Genomic DNA, 22128 nt, shown 5'->3' with positions numbered 1-22128 from the left:
CTTCTGACCGTGATGCAAAGAATCAGGATTCCTGATTTGACAGGCGCGTTGTGGCTATAACAATGTCCGCTTCGCTTGCCATCGCTTCGGCCGGCGGCTTGACTTGCGGTTCGGCGTCGATGTCGGCAGTGCTCTGAAGCGGCCGCTCCGGATGCAGGAAAATCCAGAGAATTGCACCGAAGACAGCGGCTGCACCAATCAGGAACAAGCCGCTTTCCCAGTTGCCGGTTATCTTTACCGTGTAAGCCACGGTTACGGGGCCCGCGACGTTGGAGAGCGCGCCCCAAAGGTTGGTCCAGCCGGACATGACGCCCGTATAGGCGCGGCCCAGGTCTTGCGCCGCCGACCAGACGACGACCTGAACAAACCCGACCGCGGCGAACGAGAGGCAGAGCAGGCTGATCACAGCCGACATTTCCACTGCACGAGACGCTGCAATCAGAGCGCCGGCACTCACCACAAACCCCGTCATCGCAACCGGAGTACGGGCCCAATAGACCGAATTGGTCTTCTTCAAGATGCGATCGCAGATGATGCCGGCGACGAACACAGCAATGAAGACGGCGACCCACGGGAGCGAAGCATAGATTCCCATGTCCTTCAGAGACAGCCCTCTTGCGCGAGTCAGGTACGTCGGTAGCCACGTCGTGTAGAAGCTTTGAATCAGCACTAGCAGAAAGTATTGGATGCCGAAGATCCAGAAGCGCGGCTGTTTAAAGCAGCGGAGAAAAGCGCCTTTTGCCTGAGGGGCTTCGATGGGTTGTCCGTCGGCGATGAACTTCGCTTCTTCGGGCGTAATCAACGGGTGTTCGGATGGTTTGTCGCGATAGCCGATCCACCAGATAGCACCCAGGAGCAGGCCGAGTACGCCGAAACCATAGAACACCGCTGGCCATCCAAACCGGATGATGGTCCAGGCCGTCAAAGGCGCGGAGACAATCGGCCCCAGATACAGCCCTGCCAGCAGTATTGAATTGCCCTTGGCGCGTTCGGTACGCGGAAACCAGCGCTTGATGGCAACGACGCCGCTTGACCAGTCCGCGGACTGAGCGCCACCAAGAACGAGGCGGCAGCCAAACAACCATGCGAACGTGGGGCCAAGCGGTGTCGCCATCATCATGACCGACCAGACCGCGCTGGTGCTCGCAAGCACTTTGCGCGAACCGATGCGCTCGGCCATTCGACCCGCTGGAACCTGGCCAATAGCGTAGGTCCAGAAATAGACTGTCAGGATCATCGACATTTCGACAATCGAAAGGCCGAGCTCTTTCTGGATGGTCGGTGCCGCGACCGTCATCGCCGCCCGGTCTAGCGTCATGACAAAGGTAATCGGCGCAATGAGAAACGCGACAATCTTCCAGCGAAGGTTTCCAGTACCGTGTGACATCTCTTCTCCGTGGGCGCGAGACCGCGCACTTTCGACGATCGGAACATTCCGGTATCGCCCGGCGTCGATGATTGATATCGCATCCAGATTGGATGCGAGGGCAACTATTCGTTCACGAGACGACCGAGGCTTCGATAGAAATCGCCGGGTTGGCGAGCGCAGCATTTACGGCCTTTTCAAGGTCCGTCCCAGTGGATGCATGAATTCGCATCAGTGCGTGGCCCGCTTTGACCTGCTGGCCGATACGGCACAAAAGATCGACTCCGGCCCCCTTGTCGTGCGGCGCACCTGCTTCTCTCGCAATACCGCCAATCGCCCATCCGTCGATGTGCAGAACGCGGCCCGATTCTTCGGCGTTGATGGTACGAGTCAGTGAAGCCGGCACTACCAGATCCCTGCGCCCTTGAGCGTCGACGATCCGGTTGAAGGCGGCTTTGGCAGAGCCATCGTTGAGCAAACGTTCCGCTTCCTCTCGCCCCTTTTTGACAGTCCCTACGTCCGGGGAACAAGCGAGGATTGCACCAGCGAAACGCAATGCTTTATCCCTGAGATCCGTTGGCGCATCGCCGTCGTTGTTGAGAACGGACAGAACATCCCGCATTTCAAGCGCGGGACCGATGCCTCGGCCGATTGGCGCCGTGCCGTCGGTTGCGAAGGCCTTAACGATGATGCCCAGTTCGGCGCCGACTTTTTCGAAGAGCGTACCCAGCTCGAGCGCCTCGTGTTCGTTTCGGAGTTTGGTCTGCGGCCCAAAGGGCAAGTCCACGACAACGTGGGTCGCACCGGCGGAGTACTTTTTCGACAGAATGGAGGCAACGGACCAGCGGCGAGTGTCCAGCTTCAGCGGCCGCACCATCGCGTTCGTGACGTCGTCGACATGCGAATGGTTCAGTCGTCCGTTCCATGCGATGCAGCCCCGCGCCTTGAGGGACACGCTTCGCAATTCGTCGGCGTCCAGTTCGACCCGGGCAATCGTTTCCATCGCATCGGCGGTCCCCGAGGCGGAAGTAATGGCCCGGGACGAGGTCTTGGGCATGAGTAGTCCGAATGCCGCCACGATGGGCACGACAATGAGGGTGATTCGACTGCCGGGCACTCCGCCCATCGAATGCTTGTCGACCACAATCGATTCGCCCCAGTCGATGCGGGGCATCCGTGTCGTGCGCACTCGCGCAAGGGCGCCGACTTCCTCGTCTTGAAGCTCCGAGATCAGGACCCGCAGAATATCTGCGCACTCGTCCTCAGAAAACCGTTCACCCGCGAGGCTGCCCATGATGCGGGCGTAGGCGGCCTCGTCCAGGCATACTCCGGCGTGTTTTTCGAGGAAATCGTCCCAGCCGGGGCAACTGGCAGCACGGGGCGTCTCCCGCGCAATCGCTTCAACCGTCGATATAAATCGACGGGCACCGACCTCAGGCGCTGCATCGTTCATCACCCGGATCGACCGAACGCCGTCAGGTACGGCCGATACCGTGCGGGCGAGGCGGGCCACGATTTGCTCTTCGGTTTCCCTGCCGCGGCCTGCGATTCGCCTGGCAAGCACGCCGACGGGAGCCGTGACCTCGATGACCACAAGATTGGGTACCCGGCCGACCAGTGACGGAATGATCGCGCGGGAGCCATTCGCAATCACGTTTTTTCCTGCCTCGATTGCGTGCTTGAGTTCGATGGGTAGTCCGTAATACAGATCATGGGCGTGCCATGTGATGAGAAATTTTCCCTCATCCGCGAGCGTCGCAAACTCCTCTTCGGTGACGCCAATGTGATGTTCGCCCGGAGCCCCGCTCGGGCGCGTGATGTATCGCGCTGCGTACACGAAGTCGGCAGGCGGCAACGCATGGCGCGCTGCATCGATCAGTGTATCTTTGCCGGCACCGCTTGGGCCAACGACAAAGAAGAAGACGCCGGGCTTTGCCATGGCCGTTACTCGGCTTCGTCGAGGCCAATGTCCACGGCCGGCGCCGACTGCATGATTTTGCTCGTGGAGATGTAGTCCACCCCGGTCTCGGCGATGGGGCGAATCGTTTCGAGGCGGATGCCACCCGAGGCTTCGACCTTCGCGCGGCCCCGGACCATCTGAACGGCCTCGCGCATGTCTTCGAGAGCCATGTTGTCGAGCATGATGACGTCGACATCGGTCTTCAGCGCTTCGGCAACCTGGTCCAGACGATCGCATTCCACTTCGATCTTGGTCAGCGCCGGCAGCGTTTTGCGCACGCGAGCCACAGCCGCCTCGATGCTGCCGGCGACGGCGATGTGGTTGTCCTTGATCATCACGCCGTTATCGAGGCCCAGGCGGTGATTCAGGCCACCGCCGCAGGCGACGGCGTGTTTTTCGAGCATGCGCAGACCGGGGGTCGTTTTGCGGCTGTCGAGCAGGCGGGCTTTTGTGCCTTCGATGGCTTTGACGTAGCGAGCCGTCTCGTTGGCGATACCCGACATGCGTTGCACGATGTTCAGCGCCGTGCGTTCAGCCGTCAGCAGGCTACGAGCGTTGCCGCTCACGGACAGCAGGATGGCGCCCTTTTGAGCACGGGCGCCGTCACTGACATGCTTTTGAACCGTGAGCGACGGGTCGTAGCGCTGGAACACGCGCATGGCCACGTCGATACCCGCGACGATGACGTCTTCGCGCGCGTTCATCACGAATGCGCCAGTGGCGTCTTCGTCGATCATCGTCTGCGCCGTCAGGTCGCAGTAGCCAATGTCCTCGATCAGCCAAAGGTCAATCAGGCGGTCAACAGCAAAACGGTCGTACATGGCGGCCTCATCAGAAAGAGTGCGGTAACTGCATCAGGTTCGACGCTATCCATGCGACGGCGTCGCTTGAGTTGCTAAACAAAGCGTACACACTCAAAAAATCCTGTTCAATGTTTTTCTCGATTCAAGGGTTGAGGGGTTTCCCTGGCGCTTTGACACAACATGGAGAATGACGCACGGCAGGTCCGCATTTTGCGAAAGCAGGAGGGATTTTTCGTTGATTACTGCCGGGAATAATGGGGAAATGACTGCTGGAGGCTGTTCGTGCCGGCCAGTGAGTTTTGTCTGATGGTTCCCAGAAGACAATTTTTAAGCGCGGTCTTGCGTCTTGATTTTTAAGTGTGTACGCTATTAATGGATCAATTGACCGGTTGCTCCGCTCCAACCGCAATACCCGGTATCCTTATTCGTGAAGGCGGTGCCCGCTGGACCGGCAACTGGCGAAGCGCACCTCCATCCACTACGAAGACAGGGGGTCCGATTGAAAAAGGTCGTGGTTGAGAAGAAGACAAGAATCTTGAACGACTTCTTCAAAGTCGACGAAGCGCACTTGCGGTTCGAGAAATTCGACGGCCAGATGAGTTCGTCGGTTCGTCGCCTGAGTCTCGAGCGCGGCGACTCGGTGGCTGTGCTCATCTTCAATCCGGAGACGCGAACACTGTTCCTGACGAACCAGTTTCGATATCCCACGCTTGAGAAAGGTCCAGGCTGGATGATCGAAGTTGTCGCGGGTGCCATTGACAAGGACGAAAGTCCAGAGGCAGCGGCTCGAAGAGAAGTCCTCGAAGAGTCCGGCTTCGACCTGGTCAAACTGGAACCTGTCTCGACGTTTTACGTGTCGCCCGGCGGAACGTCGGAGCGAATCGTTCTTTACTACGCGGAAGTTACGGCGCGGAGCAAGGTGGGTTCGGGGGGCGGACTGGCCAGCGAAGCGGAAGACATCGAAACCGTTGCCTTGACGATAGACGAAGCGCTGGAGCAGGTCCGCTCCGGCCAGATCATCGACGCCAAGACGATAGTTGGAGTTTTCTGGCTGCAGAATCGTTTGAAAGCGGCGGGCTGAACCTGCCCGCACGACACTTCGCCGGTTGTCGTGCAGCGAAAAGCGAAAGGGTCGGGATCGCAAGCGAACAGGATCGAGTCGGCGGCACCCCAGCGTCGCGGCATTTCCGCACCGCCCGATCCCGGCACTCCAGGTGCCGCGGCACACTCACCACACCCACCGCGCCCCCGCATTGCCCGTAACCGTACGCTGGTGTTCGCCACCGAGGTTCGTCAGATACCCTCCCGTCGCATACACACTGCCGCGCTTCGTCAACTGCGCGACGATCCCCACACCGATCTGTCCCATCGTCTGTCCCACCGGCGTGCCTATCGTCGTTGTGCCGCTGAACGTCGTCTTGTCGTCGGAGCCGAACGAGCGCAGCACGTTCACGCGCAGCCACGGCTTCCAGTCGATGCCGTTCGTCTCGGTCGCCCACTGCAAGCGTGCGCCGATACGGCCGAGGAACGTATTACCGTTATTCCACGTGACATTGGAAATGCCGTCGTCGAACTTGTCGAGCGACAGCCATTGCCATACCAGTTGCGCCTGAGGTTCCACCGTGAAGCCGCCGCCGAGCGCGATGGGCAGCCCCGCTTCGACCGAACCCGTGAAGGCGTTGCCGTCGGTCGAGCCGCTTACGCTATCGATCGAATTCGTGCGTACCGTGAGCGTGCTGCCCATCGCGACGGCATCCATATACCAGCCGCCGGCGCCGATATGCGTCCAGTAGCCGGCAAGGTTATACGTGTTGACCTGGAGCGAACCCACGCCAAGACCGGGCTGCCCGAGCGCGAGGCCGTTCACGTCCCCCACGGCACGCGCGAAACCCATGAAGAAGCCATAGTGATTGTGCTGTCCGCCCGGCGTGCTGTCCGCATAGAGGTCCTGGCCGACCTGCATGCCCCACACCGTGCCGTCGAAGGCCGGGGCGACGCTGCCGCCCTGGTGAAGGTTGCTGTAGCCGCCCCAGACGCGTGCCCACGCGGCCGGTGTAGACCCGTCTCCGGTCAGCAGCCCCTGTTCACCCTGGCGATCGTGGAAGGTGTCGATTTGCAGGAGTCCCAATTGACGCGCAACGCTCGGCGCTTCCGTATAGAGCGGCACTTCCGGGCGATAGACCGGGACGGGAGCCGTGTTGGAACCGGCATTGTCGACGGCCTCGGTGATTGGCGCGGGCGTGTTTTCTGCCGGGGTGACTGGCGATTCGGTGGTGGGAGGCGTCGTAGACGATGTCGAGGGGGGCGTGGTGGGCGAGGGTTCCGCCGGCGGCACCGTATTGCGCAGGTACCAGTTGTTGCCGCTGCCGTCCGTCACGCCACCCTTCGCGAGGTAATACGCGTAGGCGCCGGCTTCGATCGTCCCGCCAGACAGCGCGAACGCACCGGCGTTCGTCGTCGCGCCGTTGGTGGCCTGCACGACTTCGATGCCGTCGCTGACCGTCTGCGCGCCGGGGCCATTCACGTTCGTTACCTTGAGCGTGCTCGTGCCGCTCGCCGTGCCACCGCTCACGACCAGCCGGTCCGAGGCGGCGCCGTCGCCGGCCAGATAGGTGTTGAGCGCGATCGTCGCGTTCTGGCCGACGTAGTTGCCGGCCACGGTCAGCGTATTGCCCACTCCGCTGCCGCCCAGTTGCACGAGTCCCGCATTCGTCAGATTGCCGTTGATCTGAAAGTTGCCGGTCGCGCCGCTCGCGAGGCTGGCCAGTGCGTTCGCCGCCGCGATCGTGCCGCTGTTCGTGACGTTGCCGGTCACGCTGCCATAGCCGCCGAGCGTCGCGCCCGATGCCACCGCAACGGGGCCGCCGCCCGAAAGCGCCGCCGCTGCACTCGTGCCGTCGCCGACGATCACAGTGCCCGCATTCACGTTCGTGCCGCCCGCATAGCTGTTCACGCCGTTCAGCGTGAGCGTGCCGGAGCCGATCTTGGTAAGCGAACCCGCTCCGGCGATGTTCTGCGCAATCGTGGAATCGAAGCTCTGCGTGTCGATAGTGCCGTTATTCGAAGTGATCGATATCGCGCGGCTCGCTGCGAGGTCGAAGGCGCTGCCGAACTGGAGCGTGCCGCCATTGAAGGTTAGTGGTCCGGATGAAGCGCCGAGCGCATTGTCGGCGGCAACGGAGAGCGTACCTTCGGTGATCGTCGTGCCGCCGGACCAGGTGTTGCCGCCGGAGGTCGCAGGCGCGAGCGTCAACGTGCCCGCGCCGGTTTTTTCCACCGCGCCCGTGCCGCCGATCAGGCCGGTATAGGTGCCGGCGCCGTCCTGCTGGAAGCGTACGAGCCCGTTATCGGTCACGGAGAGCGGCAGGTTCGATGCGTTGGCCTGCAGCGTGGCGCCGCTATTGACGGTGGCGACCACCGTGGCCGTGGTCGTGCCGAGCGTGCCGGTCAGGTTCAGCGTGCCGCTTTGCACGAGCGCGGTGGAGAAGGTGCCCGTGCCCGACCAGGTCCAGTCGGTGCCCTGCATCGTCAGGCTCTGGTAGTTGATGAATGCGTTCGATGCGGTGCCCGTGCCTTGCAGGTACACCGCATTGGTGCCGCCGCCGCCGTTGGCCGTGCCGATGATCTGCGAGCCGGTTTGCAGGATCAGGGTGTCGTTGCCGTTGCCGTTCTGGATCGCGGTGCCGCCGCCCCCCTGAATGAGGCCGGCGTTCGTGATCGTGGTGTTGCCGTTGGTCGAGCGCACGCCGATCCCGTTGTTGCTGATGATCTGTCCGCCCGCGAGGTTCGTGATCGTTGCCGTGAACGAGCTGCCCACCGTGTTCGACACGACGGCATCCACGTTGCCGCTGCTCGATGCGGTGCCGGTGGTCTGGATCGTGCCGCTGTTGACGAGCGTGTCGTTGTTGCCCTGCATATAGACGGCCGTGCCGTCCCGGCCTGCTGCCGTGAGCGTGCCGCTGTTGGTGATGGTGCCGCTGCCGCCCAGCAGCGAGGCCGAGCGCGCGTTGCTGCCCGAGGTCGTGACCGTGCCCGTGTTGACGAGCTGGTTGCCCGTGGCGCCGGTATTGCTTTGCCCCCACGCCGCCGTCATGCCATACGAGTTGCTGCCCGAGGTCGTGATCGTGCCGTTGTTGATCAGCGTGTTGTTGTTGCCGTTTGCCGCGATGCCGTCGTTATAGGCGCCCGTCGTGGTGATCATGCCGTTCGCGGCATTGGTGATCGTGTTGCCGTTGTTCATGCCGATCAGCATCGCGCCGCGATTCGCCACACCTGTGCCGTTGCCGGACAGCGAGAGCGTGCCGTTGTTCGTGATGGCGCTCGAAGTATCGACGGAGAACGGTGTGGGGGTGCTCGCAAGCGTATAGCTGCCTGTCGCGCCTGTCGCGATGTTGACGGTAACGCCCGTGCTGCCGCTCACGGCGACCACCGAAGGAATGCTCGTGCCCGTGCAGTTCACGGTCGTATTGCTGGCCGGCGCGGTAGCGCTGCAGGTCGCATGGCCGACGGCAGGCGCTGCACCCGTCAGGATTGCGAAACCTCCTGCACGCAACGTCCGCAGCTTCTGCCACTTTCGCCACTTCCACGTTTTGTTTTTCATATTGCTCTCCCAGGCTGGTCAAGCACTCTGTTCGCAAACGGGCGTGTGATTCGCGCGTTATAGCACTTATTTCTAAAACTGCGTGGGACGGTGGCGAGCGGCTTCGTTGCGACGATTGGGTCGGGAGGATCCCGCCGGACTCATCCTGCGGACCTCTTTCCCAAATCCCAAAAAATACTGTATAAATATACAGGTTCCGGTGCGGTTTTCGCGCCGGGCGCCCCTTCGCCGGGCGCCCCTTCCGTCATGCCCCCTTTTTCAGGCCGGGCAGGGGGAGCTATTCCCTTTTGACTGAGCCTTTTTGACTGAATCCTTTGAACGAGCGCACCCATGGCAGCAGCACTCCAGCTTGCGGCGACGCATCTGCCGCCCCGGCTGCAAAGCCGGATCTGGCAAGGCGATCAGCTAGCGCGCGCGCTCGAACGCACGGTGTCGAGCGGCCACGCCACGCTCGACGCGCTCCTGCCCGGCGCGGGCTGGCCCGCGGGCAGCCTGACCGAACTGCTGGTGGAGCAGGGCGGCATCGGCGAGATGCGGCTCGTCGCGCCGGCGCTGCGCACGCTGACGGCATCGGCCGGCCGGCACGTGCTGCTCGTCGGGCCGCCCTGGCAGCCGTATGCGTGCGCGCTCAAGGCCTGGGGGCTCGCGCTCGAGCGCGTGATCTGGGTGCGCGCGGGCGAGGCCGAGGCGCCCTGGGTCGCCGAGCAGGCGCTGCGCCAGGAGGGGATCGGCGCCGTGCTGCTCTGGCAGGCGAAGGCGCGTCCGGACGCGGTGCGCCGTCTCCAGGTCGCCGCCCAGGATTCGCAGGCGCTCGCGTTTCTGGTCCGCCCGCCCGCTGCGCGCAACCAGTCGTCGCCGGCGCCGCTGCGCATGGTCTGCACGCCGGTGCCGCCGCCCGCGGATACGAGCCTCAACCGGCGCCAGTGGATGCAGCTCGCCGCCATGTCCGTCGATATTTTCAAACGCCGCGGGCCGCCGCCCGCCCAGCCACTCGTCGTTACGCTGCCGCTGCAGGATGCCGTGCTGCCCCCCGCGGGGCCGTCATCTGCTGCGCCGCGGCCCGGGGTCAATCATGTTGTGGATCGCCGTCACCTTGCCGCTCTTGCCGCTGGAGGCCGTGAGGCCGCCGTGCCTCTCGGACCGGGCGTTTCTGCCTCCCTCTGAGGCGCAGCCGCAGGACGGCCCGCACGCCCGCTGCTATGCGCTGGCCGATCACGCGCGCGTGCTGATTCCGGATCTCGACGCCTTTCATCTCGGCGTGCGCACCGACGGCACGCGCGCCCATGCGCTCGCGCTCGCACCGGGCCTCGTGCTGCTCGAACCCGATCCGGTGCGCGAGACCCGCGCGTTCGAAGCGCTCGCGCTCGCGTTGCTCGCCTATACGCCGAAGGTGTCGTTCGCGCCGTCGCATACGCTGTTGCTGGAGGTCGGCTCCGGGTTGCGCCTGTTCGGCGGCGTGCGCGCGCTGCTCGCGAAAGTGGCCGCCACGGTGGCCGGCTGCGGTCACGCTGCACGCATTGCCTGCGCGCCTACGGCCTGGGGTGCGTGGACGCTCGCGCAGGCGCGCGCCACGAAGACTTCGCGCCGCTGGCATGTGCTCAAGGAAGCGACGCTCGCGCGCGTGCTCGATGCGTTGCCGGTCACGCTCGCGCCGTTCGCCGCCCAGCACGAGCACGCGCTCACGCAGATCGGCTGCGCGACTTTCGCCGATCTGCGTCGCCTGCCGCGTGACGGCGTCGTGCGCCGCTTCGGCGACGGCGTGCTCACGTGGCTTGCCCAGGCGCGCAGCGAGGCGCCCGATCCGCGCGTGGCGTTCAGCGCGCCGCCCACGTTTCGCGCCGCGCTCGAATTGCAGGCGCGTGTGGAAAGCGCCGAGGCGCTGCTCTTTGCCGCGCGCCGTCTCGTGATGCAGCTGGCGGGCTGGCTCGCCGCGCAGCACGTGGCGCTCACCGCATTCGAGCTGCGGCTCGATCACGAGCTGGCTTCGCGCCACGCACCGCGCACGTCGAGTCTCACGCTCGCGTGGGCGGCGCCCTCGCGCGACGCCGGGCATCTACTGTGGCTGTTGCGCGAGAAGCTGAACCAGACCGAGCTGGCCGCGCCGGTGATCGACCTCGCGCTCGTCGCCACCGAGGTGAGCGAATACGCTGCGCCCAACGACACGCTGTTCCCGATGCCCGAAGCGTCGGAAGCGTCGCTCACGCAGCTGTTCGAGCGCATTGGCGCGCGCGTGGGCGAGCAGAACGTGTTGCAGCTTTTTGTCGAGGACGATCACCGCCCTGAGCACGCGATGGCGGCGCGCCCTTATCGCCCGTCTCGAGCGTCTCGCGCGGGCACGCGGCGATCGGCGGGCGGAAAATCGGATGACAAAGCGGATGGCAAAGCGGGCAAGGCCGCCAGGCCGCGCAATCCGGCGCAGGATGCCGGGCCGTCTCCGCAGTCCTTGCTCGATCTGCCCGAGGTGCCGCTGCCGTCGCAGCCGCGTCCGGCATGGCTGCTCGAAAAGCCGCTGAAGCTCGCCATGCGCGGCGACCACCCGGTGTACCGGCGGCCCTTGAAAACGCTCACGCGCGCCGAGCGCATCGAGGCCGGCTGGTGGGACGGAGACACCGTCGAGCGCGACTACTACGTGGCCGCCGACGATCAGGGCCGCATGTTCTGGCTCTATCGCGAACGCATGGGCGGGCAGTGGTATCTGCAAGGGCTTTTCGGCTAGAGCGGCGATCATGTCGATGTCGGGTCCTGCGGACGAGGCGCCGCGCGCTTCCTCTTTCTCTTCTTCCGCGCAGCCGGGCGGTCAGGCTGCCGTGCCGGCTGCGTCGGCGCATCTGCCTGACTATGCGGAGCTGCACTGCCTCACCAACTTCACGTTCCTGCGCGGCGCTTCGCGCCCGAAGGAGCTGGTCGAGCGGGCGATCCAGCACGGCTACAAGGCGCTCGCCATCACCGACGAATGCTCGTTCGCCGGTGTGGTGCGCGCGTTCAGCGCATTGAACGAGCATGACGAACCGCTCAAGCAGGCCCACGAAGAAGCCGTGCGCAAGGTACGGGCGAGCGATGGCCCGGCGGCAGCGGAGAAGCTCGGCGCCTTCGTGCCGTCGCTGCATCTGCTGATCGGCAGCGAGTTGAATCTCGTCGCGATGAGCGAGGTGGCCAAGGCGCAGGACGCGCCGTTCTGCACACTCGTTGCGCTCGCAATGAATCGGGAGGGTTACGGCAACCTGTGCGAGCTGATTACGCTGGCGCGTTCGCGGGCGGAAAAGGGCGACTACCGGGTGTATCCGGACGATTTCACCGACCCGGAGCCCGCATTCGAACATCTGAAGCATTTGCGCGACTGCGTCCTGCTGCTGGTGCCGCAACGCACGGCGACGCTCTCGCAGACGCTGCGTGCCGCGCACTGGCTGGCGGGTTTCGCGGCGGAACGTGCGTGGCTTGCGCTCGAACTCTGGCAGACCGGCGGCGACGAGACGCAGATCGAAGCCTTGCGCTACGTCTCGCAGGAAACCGGTTTGCCGCTTGTCGCAGCGGGCGGCGTGCTGATGCACGCGCGTTCGCGCAAGCCGTTGCAGGACACGCTGAGCGCGATCCGCATAGGCCGGCCGCTCGTCGCGTGCGGCCGCGCGCTGGAGCCGAGCGCCGAGCGGCATCTGCGCTCGCGCCTGCGCCTCGGCACGCTGTATCCGCGCGACGCGCTCGATGCGACGCTCGATGTCGCGCGCCGCTGCACGTTTTCGCTTGCCGAACTGGCCTACGAATATCCCGAGGAGCTGGTGCCGGCCGGCCAAACGCCCACGACCTGGCTGCGCCATCTCGTGATGGAGGGGGTGCGCGAGCGCTGGCCCGATGGTTTGAACAAGAAGCGCTCGGATCAGATAGAGGAAGAATTGGAGCTGATCACCGAGCTGAAATACGAAAAGTATTTCCTGACCGTTCACGACATCGTTCGTTACGCGCGCTCGCAAAACATCCTGTGTCAGGGGCGCGGCTCGGCGGCGAATTCGGTGGTGTGTTACTGCTTGCGAATCACCGAGATCGATCCGGTGCAGATGAAGATGCTCGTTGCGCGCTTTCTGTCCCGTGCGCGCAACGAGCCGCCTGATATCGACGTCGATTTCGAGCACCAGCGGCGCGAAGAAGTCATTCAGTATGTCTATCGAAAGTACGGCACGCGCCGCGCTGCACTTGCGGCTACGCTCATCACGTACCGCTCGCGCAGCGCGCTGCGCGATGTCGGCAAGGCGCTCGGGCTCGATACCGCGCTCGTCGAAAAGATCTCGGGCGCGCAGCAGTGGTGGGACGGTCCCGATTCGATCGCACATCATCTGGAGGAAGCGGGCTTTGCCGCGGACTCGCACGTCACGCAACAACTCATCCGGCTCACGCGCGAGCTGCGCGGCTTTCCGCGTCATCTCTCGCAGCACGTGGGCGGTTTCGTGATCGCGAAGGACAAGCTCTCGCGCCTCGTGCCGATCGAGAATGCCTCGATGAAGGACCGCTATGTCATCGAGTGGGACAAGGACGATATCGACACACTGCGGCTTCTGAAAGTGGACGTGCTGGCGCTCGGCATGCTGTCGGCAATCCGGCGTTCGCTGGAGTTCGTCGCGCTGCGGCACGGGCTGCCTAAGTTCGGCGTGCAGGACATTCCGCGCGAAGATCCTGCTGTGTATGAGATGTGCTGCCATGCCGACACGGTGGGGGTGTTCCAGATCGAGTCGCGCGCGCAGCAGAGCATGCTGCCGCGCCTCAGGCCACGCGAATACTACGACCTCGTGATCCAGGTGGCGATCGTGCGGCCCGGACCGATTCAGGGCGATATGGTGCATCCGTATCTGAAGCGCAGGGCGAGGGAGGAAAAGGTCGAATATGCGAAGGAGGATTTAAAGCCGGTGCTCGAACGTACGTTCGGTGTGCCGATCTTCCAGGAGCAGGTGATGCACCTCGCGATGGTGGCAGCGCATTACACCGGCGAAGAGGCCGACAAGCTGCGCCGTGCGATGGCCGCGTGGCGGCGCGATGGCGACCTGCGGCCGTATCAGGCCGACCTCAAGCGCCGGATGATGGAGAACGACTATACGGCGGACTTCGCAGACCGCATCTGCAAGCAGATCGAGGGCTTCGGCGATTACGGTTTCCCGGAGAGCCATGCCGCAAGTTTTGCGCTGCTCGTTTATACGAGTTCGTGGCTCAAGCGCTACGAGCCGGCTGCTTTTCTGGCAGGACTGCTGAACAGTCAGCCATTGGGGTTTTATTCGCCTTCGCAACTCGTGCAGGACGCGAAACGCCACGGCGTGAAGGTGCTGCCGCCCGATATCGCGTTGAGCGACTGGGAGTCCGTACTGGAAGAGCGTGATCAGCCAGGCATCCGGATCGGTGCCGGCAAGACCGGGATGCTGCGGCTCGAGGTGATGCAGCAACAGCGCCGCTTACGTGCCGTGTGGCCGCACAGCCGGCCCCGGTTCGTAAGCCCTTTCATACGTCATCTTGCACGCAAGCGGCGCGTCCGCGTCAGGTTGCCGTCCAGCCGTTACGGTTGCGGCGGCCCGGCCGTGCGGCTCGGCTTCAGCCTCATCAAGGGCTTTTCGGAGGAAGCCGCGCACCGCGTGATGGCGGCGCGTGCGCATGGACCTTTTACCGACGTCGACGATCTCGCGCGCCGTGCTGCGCTCACGCGGCGCGAACTGGAGGCGCTCGCTGCGTCGAACGCGCTTTCAGGCATTGCCGGGCACCGGCGCGAAGCCTGGTGGGCCGTGACCGCGCAGCATGCAGTGCCGGCGCTGCTGCGCGATGCGCCGCTCGCCGAGGCGCCGCTCGCGCTGCCGCGCGCTTCCGAGGGCGCGGAGATCGTCGCCGATTACGCCAGCCTGCGGCTCACGCTGAATCGCCATCCGCTCGAACTGCTGAGACCAGGGCTCGCGAAGCAGCGCTTTCGTACCGCCGTGCAACTGGCGCATTGCCGGCACGGCCGGTTCGTGCGCGTATGCGGCATCGTCACGGGGCGGCAGCGGCCGGGGACGGCCAAAGGGACGATCTTCGTTTCGCTGGAAGACGAGACCGGTTCGATCAACGTGATCGTGCATGAAGCGCTCGTGGAGGCGCAGCGCAAGGCGTTGCTCGGGTCCTCGCTGATGGCGGTGGAGGGCGTGGTGCAGCGCGAGGGCGAAGTGGTGCACCTCGTCGCGCGCCGCCTGGAAGATCACAGCCGGCTGCTCGGGCGGCTTGCGACCGAGAGCCGGAATTTTCATTGAGCGGGCGACTCAGGCTCCGTGGTTCACCGGCGTCTATGCCGTGCCGCCGCGTGCCTCGAATCCGCCGAGCACCGCGCCAATCGCCGCATCGAACGGCGTACGGCGACCGATGCCGAGTTCTTCGAGACGGCCCGAATCGAGGTGACAGTCGCGCGGGCGCGGTGTCGCATCGGCGGGCTGGGTCTGCGCCAGGAGTCGCGCGCTCACGCCGAGCGCCTGGGCGAGGCGCTGCGCGATCTGATATTTCGTCATCGGCTCGTCGCCCGACCACTGGGCGATGCCGCAGACCGCACGACCGTCTGCACTGCGAATCAACAACTCGCGGATCGCGAATGCGACATCGGGCGCGAATGTGGGGTAGCGCGTGGCCCAGGCATCCATCGCAGCGGGCTGCGCATCCGGCTGGGCCGACGCGAGCACGGCCGGCACGAGGCTCGTTACGGCCGACTCCTGCCAGTCCACGACCGGACCGTAGAGCAGCGGCAGGCGCAGCACCAAAGCGTGATCGGTTGCCGCGAGCAGCGTCCGCTCGCCTTCGAGCTTGCTGCGGCCATAAGCGTTGAGCGGATTCGGCGTGTCGTCGTAGCGGTAGGGCGGCTGCGTGCCGTCGAACACGTAATCGGTCGAGATCGACAGCACCCACGCGTCGCGTTGCCGCGCCGCCTGCGCGATGCTGCGCACGGCATCCACGTTCAACGCCCGGGCGGCGGCCGGATCGTTTTCGCAAACGTCCGGGCGGCGCTCCGCCGCGGCGACGACGATCGCATCGGGCGCTTCGCGAGCGACGAAGGCCGCGACGGCCGCGTCGTCGCGTACGTCGAGCGCAACCTGTTGCGGCCCGACATGGCGCAAGCCGGTCTGCACGACCTGCCAGTCCGTCTCGGCCGCCAGCTCCCGCACGATGGCGCGCCCGAGCAAGCCGGACGCGCCGATCACGGCGACCTTGAACATGGCGGTGCGCGTCACGCGTTGGCCGGGCCGGCGGCGGTGCCGTTGACCGCCACGACCGTATAACCGGCGTCGTCGATAGCGGCCTTCAGCACGTCGGCGCTCTGGTTCGATTCGACCGTCACGCGACCCGCGGGCAGATCGATCTGGACCTTCGCGGCGGCGTCGTGTTCGTGGATCGCGCGGGTGACGGCGCCCACGCAGTGCTGGCAACTCATACCTTCGACGTTGAACTGGATCATGGTGTCTTCCTTTTCAAAAGAGGTGTACTCAACGGGCTGCTACAGATTGATATGAGGCCGCCGCGGGATTATGCCAGCCGTCAGGACGCCGGCTCCTGCGATGGCCGCTGGACCTTCCCATGATGGCAAGGTGTAGGATCGATACATTGATCGAAGCGGGGGTATCCATGAATATCGGCGAGGCGGCGCGCGAATCGGGCGTCACGGCAAAAATGATTCGCTACTACGAAAGCGTCGGACTGCTCGCGCCCAAGGGGCGCACGGAGTCCGGCTATCGCGTGTACGGCGTGGAGGAGGTGCACGCCCTGCGCTTCATTCGCCAGGCCCGGCGGCTGGGCTTTCTCGTGGACGATATCCGCCGGCTGCTCGCGCTCTGGCACGACCGTTCCCGTGCGAGCGCGGAGGTCAAGTCCATTGCGCTCGCGCACGTGACCGAACTGAACCACCGCATCGCCGAACTCACGCAGATGCGCGACACGCTCGGCCATCTGGCGGCCCACTGTCACGGCGACGACAGGCCGGACTGCCCGATCCTCGAACAACTCGCCGATCCGCAATCCCTGGAGCGCAGAGCGGGAGCCTGCAACCACTGATGCGGGTGCAACCGCGCCAGGCAAATTGTCGCAACTTGTTTCAAGGTGTGCGTCAATATGGTGCATTCTGGGGCTCTGCCTGGATCGTCGGTTAACGCGTCAAAAAAATGCGCCGATAAATCATGAATTTGCCGATGTTCCAATCAGGTGCATTCCAGATTGGAATGCACGTCATTCGTGCAATTCACTGGCAAAGTTCCAGAAGGCGGTTATAATTCGGGTTATCCCTTTTAGGGTAATCCCTGATGCAAATCCACCGGGGATACATCGATCCTTGGAGAACAACATCATGTTTGCATATATCCTCGAAGCAATGAGCAACTGGTTTGAAGTCGCAGAACGCACCCGCCGCGAAGCGTACCTCGCGGAGTCGTCGGACATCGTCCAGCTCGAACAGCGCATCCGCTCGCTCGAAACGAACGGCTACTCGCACTAAGCCAGGCGCCACGCCAGCTGTCTCAAGCCCCGCATTGCGGGGCTTTGTCATTTCTGGCGCCGCATCTTCGTGGCTTGCTCGGGGACGGGTGCTTGCCCGCTCAGCCAGTCGATGCACACAGTCTGAACCTTGCCATTGCGGTAAGGTAAAGTCCTTTTTGAGATTGGCCGATATTGCCGTACAGGACAAGCCACGCTTCCGGGGACCGCTCATGGCGTCAGACCGTATCTTTCACAAGCCTTTGACTGCGTGGCTGCCCGCCGCGGCAACGGCGTGCGTGCTCGCGCTCGCGCATGCCTGCGCGTGGGCGGACGGCCCGCCTTTGATACTCGATACGCAGAAAGGGATCAGCGACGGCCAGAAGGGGCTCGTGCTGCAGAACGCGCCGCTCTCGCACGAGCCGATGGTCGCAGCGAAGCAGCCGGCTGCGCCTGCGGGCCTGGCGACAGATCCGTCGCCGCCGTATATCGTCGCGCCGTATATCGAGGTGCCGGGCGGGGGCGGGGGTGGGTCGAGGCCCAATCCGCCGCGGCCGCGTCCGGTGCCGCAGACGGCCCCCGCGTATTAGAGCGGGTCAGCCGGTCCGGCCGGGATCGGCCCGGGATCAATCTCCGCGCGACTCGATCTTGAATTGTGCCGCCTGATCCTGCCCCAGCGTCTTCACGAGCCAGGGCAGCGACTCCTTCATGGTCGCCTCCAGCGTGTAGGGCGGATTCAGAATGAACATGCCGCTGCCGTAGAGACCGAAGCCGTCCGAAGGCGGCTGGCTGACCGTGAGCGTGACGTGCAGCCAGTTCTTTTCCTGCAGGCGCTTGAGCTGCTCCGCAAACCGCTGCGATTCCGGACGCGTGACCTGCGGATACCAGATTGCATAGGTGCCGGAGGCGAAGCGCTTGAGGCTTTCCTCCGCGCAGGCGAGCGTGCGGGCGTAGTCGCGCTTGTCTTCGAACGACGGATCGATCAGCACCAGCGCGCGGCGCGGTGGCGGGGGCAGGAGCGCCTTGATGCCTTCGAAGCCGTCGCCGTCGTAGAGCATCACGCGGCGGCCCGCATCGCGGAACCGGTGGCGCAGCACGTCGATTTCGGTGCTGTGCAATTCGAAGAGCCGCATGCGGTCCTGTTCGCGCATGAGCCGCCATGCCAGGTAGGGCGAGCCGGGATAGAACTGAAGTTCGCCGTCCGGGTTGAGCGCCGCCACTTCGTCCACATACTCGGCCAGTGCGGCCGGCAGATCGGTGCGGCCCCAGAGCTTGCCGATGCCCGTTTCGAACTCGGCCGTTTTGGTGGCATAACCTTCGCGCAGCGCGTAGGCGCCGGCGCCCGCGTGGGTGTCGATATACCAGTACGCCTTGTCCTTTTTGCCCAGATAGCGCAGTAGCTGCACGACAACGGCGTGTTTCAGAACGTCGGCATGATTGCCTGCGTGGAAGGCGTGGCGGTAGCTCAGCATGATGGGCGGTAACGGAAGGTCGGACAAAAACAGGCGATGAAGCGCGCCATGAACCAGACGACACGCTTTCGCGAGACGCGTCGCGCCGCCCGGGAGGGCGGGCGCGACGGCGAGGCCGCGTATTGTACGCGAGAGTACGCGAGGGTACGCGAGGTGTCCGCGCGGCCGCGCCCTGTGACGTTCTTGCGTATGTTTGCGTTGTCAGTCGTAGGCGTCGCCGACGATCGCTTCGATCTGTGTCTTGATTTCCGGCGTGATTTTTTCCGCCACTTCCCGGGCCTTCATGTTTTCGCCGATCTGCTCGACCCGCGAAGCGCCGGTGATCACGGTGCTCACCTGCGGATTCTTCAGGATCCACGCGATGGCCAGCTGCCCAACCGTGCAGCCCAACTGCGCTGCCAGATCGGCGAGCTTTGCGACGATGGCGTTCTTGTCTGCATTGGTGAGCGACTGGCGCAGCCAGTCGTAGCCCTGCAGTTGCGCGCGGCTGTCGGCCGGCACGCCGCCGCGGTATTTGCCCGTGAGCAGACCCGAGGCGAGCGGGCTCCACGTGGTGAGCCCGAGGCCGATGTCTTCGTAGAGCCGCCGGTATTCGTCCTCCACGCGGCGCCGGTGGAACAGGTTGTACTGCGGCTGCTCCATGACCGGCTTGTGCAGGTGATGGCGTTCGGCGATCTCCCACGCCGTGCGGATCTCGTCGGCGCTCCATTCCGAGGTGCCCCAGTACAGCGCCTTGCCGCGCGTGACCATATCGCTCATGGCCCAAACCGTTTCCTCGATCGGCGTATTCGGGTCGGGCCGGTGGCAGAACGCGAGATCGACGTAATCGAGTTGCAGGCGCTTGAGCGAGCCGTCGATGGCGTTCAGCAGATACTTGCGGTTGAGCGTGTGGTACTGGTTCGGCGCTTCGTTCAAGCCCCAGAAGAATTTGGTCGAAACCACATAGCTCACGCGCGACCAGCCGAGTTCCTTGAGCGCCGTGCCCATGATCTCTTCCGACTTGCCGCCCGCGTAGGCTTCCGCGTTGTCGAAAAAGTTGACGCCGGCGTCGCGCGCCGCGGCGAGCGATTCGCGCGCGAGGTTGCGGTCGACCTGATTGCCGTACGTGACCCACGAGCCAATGGATAGTTCGCTGACCTGCAGGCCGGAGCGGCCGAGTCGCCGATAGTTCATGAACACCTCCAGAAAGGGAAGAAGCACGATATTACCGCCAGTGCGCGCAACGCGTGCCGCGCTCGATGCGCGCTGTCGCCGGGTTCATGCACAATAGCGCGGTTGGCCGCGGTGCAGCATTCTGCCGGACGGCATAGATCGTCTGGCCAGGTTGTCGGCATGCGCGAGTCGAGGTTTCATCTCGTTCACTAACCGGAGGTGCTCGATGTCGTCTCTCTCTCTCAACACCAAACTGGACGGTAAGGTTGCCGTCGTCACCGGCGCAGCCAGCGGTATCGGCAAGCAGATCGCGCTCACCTTCGCCCAGGCGGGTGCCGCGGTCGCCATCGCCGACCTGAACCAGAGCGGTGCCGACGCGGTGGCCGAGGAGATCAAGGCGGCGGGCGGCAAGGCCATCGGCGTGGCCATGGACGTCACGAACGAAGAGGCTGTGAACCAGGGCATCGACCGCGTGGCGGCCGAACTGGGCTCGGTGGACATCCTCATTTCGAATGCCGGCATCCAGATCGTGAATCCGATTGAAAACTACGCGTTTTCCGATTGGAAGAAAATGCAGGCCATTCACGTGGACGGCGCGTTCCTCACCACCAAGGCGGCCCTCAAGCACATGTACAAGGACGATCGCGGCGGCGTCGTGATCTACATGGGTTCGGTCCACTCGCACGAAGCGTCGCCGCTCAAGTCGGCCTATGTCACGGCCAAGCACGGTCTGCTCGGCCTCGCGCGCGTGCTGGCGAAAGAGGGCGCGAAGCACAATGTGCGTTCGCACGTGGTCTGCCCGGGTTTCGTGCGCACGCCGCTCGTCGACAAGCAGATTCCCGAGCAGGCGAAGGAACTCGGCATTTCCGAAGAAGAAGTGGTCAAGCGCGTGATGCTGGGCGGCACGGTGGATGGTATTTTCACGACCGTGGAAGACGTCGCGCAGACGGTGCTGTTCCTCTCCGCGTTCCCGACGGCCGCGTTCACGGGCCAGTCGTTCATCGTCAGCCACGGCTGGTTCATGCAATAAGCAGGAGGTGCGGCCATGGCGCAACGCAAGAAGGGGCAGGTGCAGTCCAGTGCGGTCGGCGAAGAGACCGCTGTGCATACCGGCGCCGCGCCGCGGCCGCATCCCGCGTGCGGCGGCGAATCCGCCCAGTGGGAAACCGTCGCGCTGACGCTGCAAGGCGGCGGCGCACTCGGTGCCTATCAGGCCGGCGTTTATGAGGGCCTCGCCGAGGCCGGCATCGCGCCCAACTGGATCGCCGGAATTTCCATCGGCGCGCTCAATACCGCGATCATTGCGGGCAATCCGCCCGAGCATCGGGTTGCGAGGCTGCACGAGTTCTGGGAAACCATCTGCAAGCCGGCCTACAGCGTGCCGCTGCCCACGTTCGTCGAGCATGCGCTCTTCAATTCGGGCGATGCGATCCGCAAGACGTTCACTGCCATGCAGGCGGCGGGCGCCGTGGTGGAAGGGCAGAAGGGCTTCTTCGTGCCGCGTTTTCCGCCGCCGCTGCCGCATGGGTCGGGGCATCCCGAAAAGGCCAGTTATTACGACACGCGGCCGCTCAAGGAAACGCTCGAGCGCCTGTGCGATTTCGATCGCATCAACTCGAAGGAAATTCGCGTTTCCGTGGGCGCCGTGAACGTCGGCACCGGCAACTTCGTTTATTTCGACAACACCACGAGCAAGCTGCGGCCCGAGCATTTCATCGCTTCGGGCGCGCTGCCGCCGGGTTTCGCGGCGGTCGAGATCGACGGCGAGTATTACTGGGACGGCGGCCTGATGTCGAACACGCCGCTCTACGAGGTGATCCAGACCACGCCGCGGCGCGACACGCTCGCGTTCCAGGTCGACCTGTGGAGCGCGCGCGGGCCCGTGCCCGACAACATCACCGACGTTCAGGGCCGTGTGAAGGACATCCAGTATTCGAGCCGCACGCGTCTCGTGACCGACATGCTGCAGCGCTCGCAGCGTTTTCGTCATGTGTTGCGCGAGGTGCTCGATCGCGTTGCGCCCGAGCATCAGCACGATACGTGGGTCGAACTGGCGAATGAATTGTCGTGCTCCAGGAAGTACAACGTGATCCATCTGATCTACCGGCAGAAGGAGTACGAAGGGCACTTCAAGGACTTCCAGTTCGGCGTCTCGACCATGCGCGAGCACTGGGCGAGCGGCCTGCAGGACATTCGCGCCACGCTCTCGCAGCCGGGCTGGCTCGACAAGCCCGACAACGACGCCGGCTTCGTCACGCACGACATCCATCGCGACGCACGCGGCGCTCACCGCACACCGGGCGAAGGCAGCGTGTGAGCGGCGTATG

The 22128-nt window shown here is 64.3% G+C and carries 17 protein-coding genes; 9 read left to right on the top strand and 8 right to left on the bottom strand.

What is annotated here, in order from left to right; genetic code table 11:
• Positions 1-22: 22 nt before the first annotated feature.
• From U5760_RS03850 to nadC, 3 genes are all read right to left on the bottom strand, one after another.
• On the bottom strand, positions 23-1387 hold the full coding sequence (locus U5760_RS03850) for an MFS transporter (protein WP_322009709.1): 1365 nt from the start codon (positions 1385-1387) through the stop codon (positions 23-25).
• Positions 1388-1499: 112 nt separating this feature from the next.
• Positions 1500-3305 (bottom strand): phosphonate metabolism protein/1,5-bisphosphokinase (PRPP-forming) PhnN, encoded by a 1806-nt coding sequence (phnN, locus tag U5760_RS03845; RefSeq protein ID WP_322009707.1) that lies wholly within the window; start codon positions 3303-3305, stop codon positions 1500-1502.
• 5 nt (positions 3306-3310) lie between these two features.
• A complete protein-coding gene (gene nadC / locus U5760_RS03840) occupies positions 3311-4147 on the bottom strand; it encodes a carboxylating nicotinate-nucleotide diphosphorylase (RefSeq protein WP_322009705.1) in 837 nt (278 codons plus the stop codon).
• Positions 4148-4556: 409 nt separating this feature from the next.
• Between nadC and U5760_RS03835 the strand changes: the two genes are divergently transcribed.
• Positions 4557-5210 (top strand): NUDIX hydrolase, encoded by a 654-nt coding sequence (locus U5760_RS03835; protein ID WP_322009704.1) that lies wholly within the window; start codon positions 4557-4559, stop codon positions 5208-5210.
• Positions 5211-5357: 147 nt separating this feature from the next.
• On the opposite strand, the gene U5760_RS03830 is transcribed toward U5760_RS03835, so the two are convergent.
• Positions 5358-8729: an autotransporter outer membrane beta-barrel domain-containing protein gene (locus U5760_RS03830; RefSeq protein WP_322009702.1), complete on the bottom strand. Its 3372-nt coding sequence runs from the start codon at positions 8727-8729 to the stop codon at positions 5358-5360.
• Between the two features lie 330 nt (positions 8730-9059).
• On the opposite strand from U5760_RS03830, the gene imuA reads away from it, so the two are divergent.
• The 3 genes from imuA to U5760_RS03815 are packed head-to-tail and all read left to right on the top strand — an operon-like array spanning position 9060 to position 14980.
• Positions 9060-9893, top strand: a complete 834-nt coding sequence (gene imuA / locus U5760_RS03825; RefSeq protein ID WP_322009700.1) for a translesion DNA synthesis-associated protein ImuA — start codon at positions 9060-9062, stop codon at positions 9891-9893.
• The gene (locus U5760_RS03820) at positions 9802-11445 is read left to right on the top strand and encodes a DNA polymerase Y family protein (protein ID WP_322009699.1); all 1644 of its coding nucleotides are present in this window, start codon (positions 9802-9804) and stop codon (positions 11443-11445) included. The genes imuA and U5760_RS03820 overlap by 92 nt, the downstream gene beginning before the upstream one ends.
• 10 nt (positions 11446-11455) lie before the next feature.
• Positions 11456-14980 (top strand): error-prone DNA polymerase, encoded by a 3525-nt coding sequence (locus U5760_RS03815; protein WP_322009698.1) that lies wholly within the window; start codon positions 11456-11458, stop codon positions 14978-14980.
• 33 nt (positions 14981-15013) lie between these two features.
• On the opposite strand, the gene U5760_RS03810 is transcribed toward U5760_RS03815, so the two are convergent.
• Both U5760_RS03810 and U5760_RS03805 read right to left on the bottom strand, forming a co-directional pair.
• Complete coding sequence (locus tag U5760_RS03810) at positions 15014-15931, bottom strand: SDR family oxidoreductase (protein ID WP_322009697.1); 918 nt, start codon at positions 15929-15931, stop codon at positions 15014-15016.
• 11 nt (positions 15932-15942) lie between these two features.
• Positions 15943-16170 (bottom strand): heavy-metal-associated domain-containing protein, encoded by a 228-nt coding sequence (locus tag U5760_RS03805; protein ID WP_322009696.1) that lies wholly within the window; start codon positions 16168-16170, stop codon positions 15943-15945.
• A 167-nt stretch (positions 16171-16337) separates the two neighbouring features.
• On the opposite strand from U5760_RS03805, the gene cueR reads away from it, so the two are divergent.
• The 3 genes from cueR to U5760_RS03790 all read left to right on the top strand — a co-directional run bounded on the left by cueR (position 16338) and on the right by U5760_RS03790 (position 17767).
• Positions 16338-16763, top strand: coding sequence for a Cu(I)-responsive transcriptional regulator (gene cueR, locus U5760_RS03800; protein ID WP_322009695.1), 426 nt, complete (start codon positions 16338-16340; stop codon positions 16761-16763).
• Between the two features lie 289 nt (positions 16764-17052).
• Entirely contained in the window at positions 17053-17199 is a 147-nt protein-coding gene (locus tag U5760_RS03795) for a DUF3563 family protein (protein ID WP_322009693.1), read from the top strand.
• A gap of 211 nt (positions 17200-17410) precedes the next feature.
• A complete protein-coding gene (locus tag U5760_RS03790; protein ID WP_322009692.1) occupies positions 17411-17767 on the top strand; it encodes a hypothetical protein in 357 nt (118 codons plus the stop codon).
• Positions 17768-17803: 36 nt separating this feature from the next.
• On the opposite strand, the gene U5760_RS03785 is transcribed toward U5760_RS03790, so the two are convergent.
• Together U5760_RS03785 and U5760_RS03780 are read right to left on the bottom strand one after the other, a co-directional pair.
• A complete protein-coding gene (locus tag U5760_RS03785; RefSeq protein ID WP_322009691.1) occupies positions 17804-18649 on the bottom strand; it encodes a 23S rRNA (adenine(2030)-N(6))-methyltransferase RlmJ in 846 nt (281 codons plus the stop codon).
• Between the two features lie 201 nt (positions 18650-18850).
• A complete protein-coding gene (locus U5760_RS03780; RefSeq protein WP_322009690.1) occupies positions 18851-19822 on the bottom strand; it encodes an aldo/keto reductase in 972 nt (323 codons plus the stop codon).
• 205 nt (positions 19823-20027) lie between these two features.
• On the opposite strand from U5760_RS03780, the gene U5760_RS03775 reads away from it, so the two are divergent.
• Together U5760_RS03775 and U5760_RS03770 are read left to right on the top strand one after the other, a co-directional pair.
• Positions 20028-20831, top strand: a complete 804-nt coding sequence (locus U5760_RS03775; RefSeq protein ID WP_322009689.1) for a 3-hydroxybutyrate dehydrogenase — start codon at positions 20028-20030, stop codon at positions 20829-20831.
• A gap of 15 nt (positions 20832-20846) precedes the next feature.
• Positions 20847-22118 carry a patatin-like phospholipase family protein gene (locus U5760_RS03770; protein WP_322009687.1) on the top strand — a complete coding sequence of 424 codons (1272 nt, stop codon included), beginning with the start codon at positions 20847-20849 and terminating at the stop codon, positions 22116-22118.
• The last annotated feature ends 10 nt before the right edge of the window (positions 22119-22128 follow it).

The organism is Paraburkholderia sp. J12 (genome assembly GCF_905220215.1).
Classification (GTDB): Bacteria; Pseudomonadota; Gammaproteobacteria; order Burkholderiales; family Burkholderiaceae; genus Paraburkholderia.
Note: the sequence above shows the minus strand (reverse complement) of the source record. Positions and strands in the feature narration are given on the sequence as shown.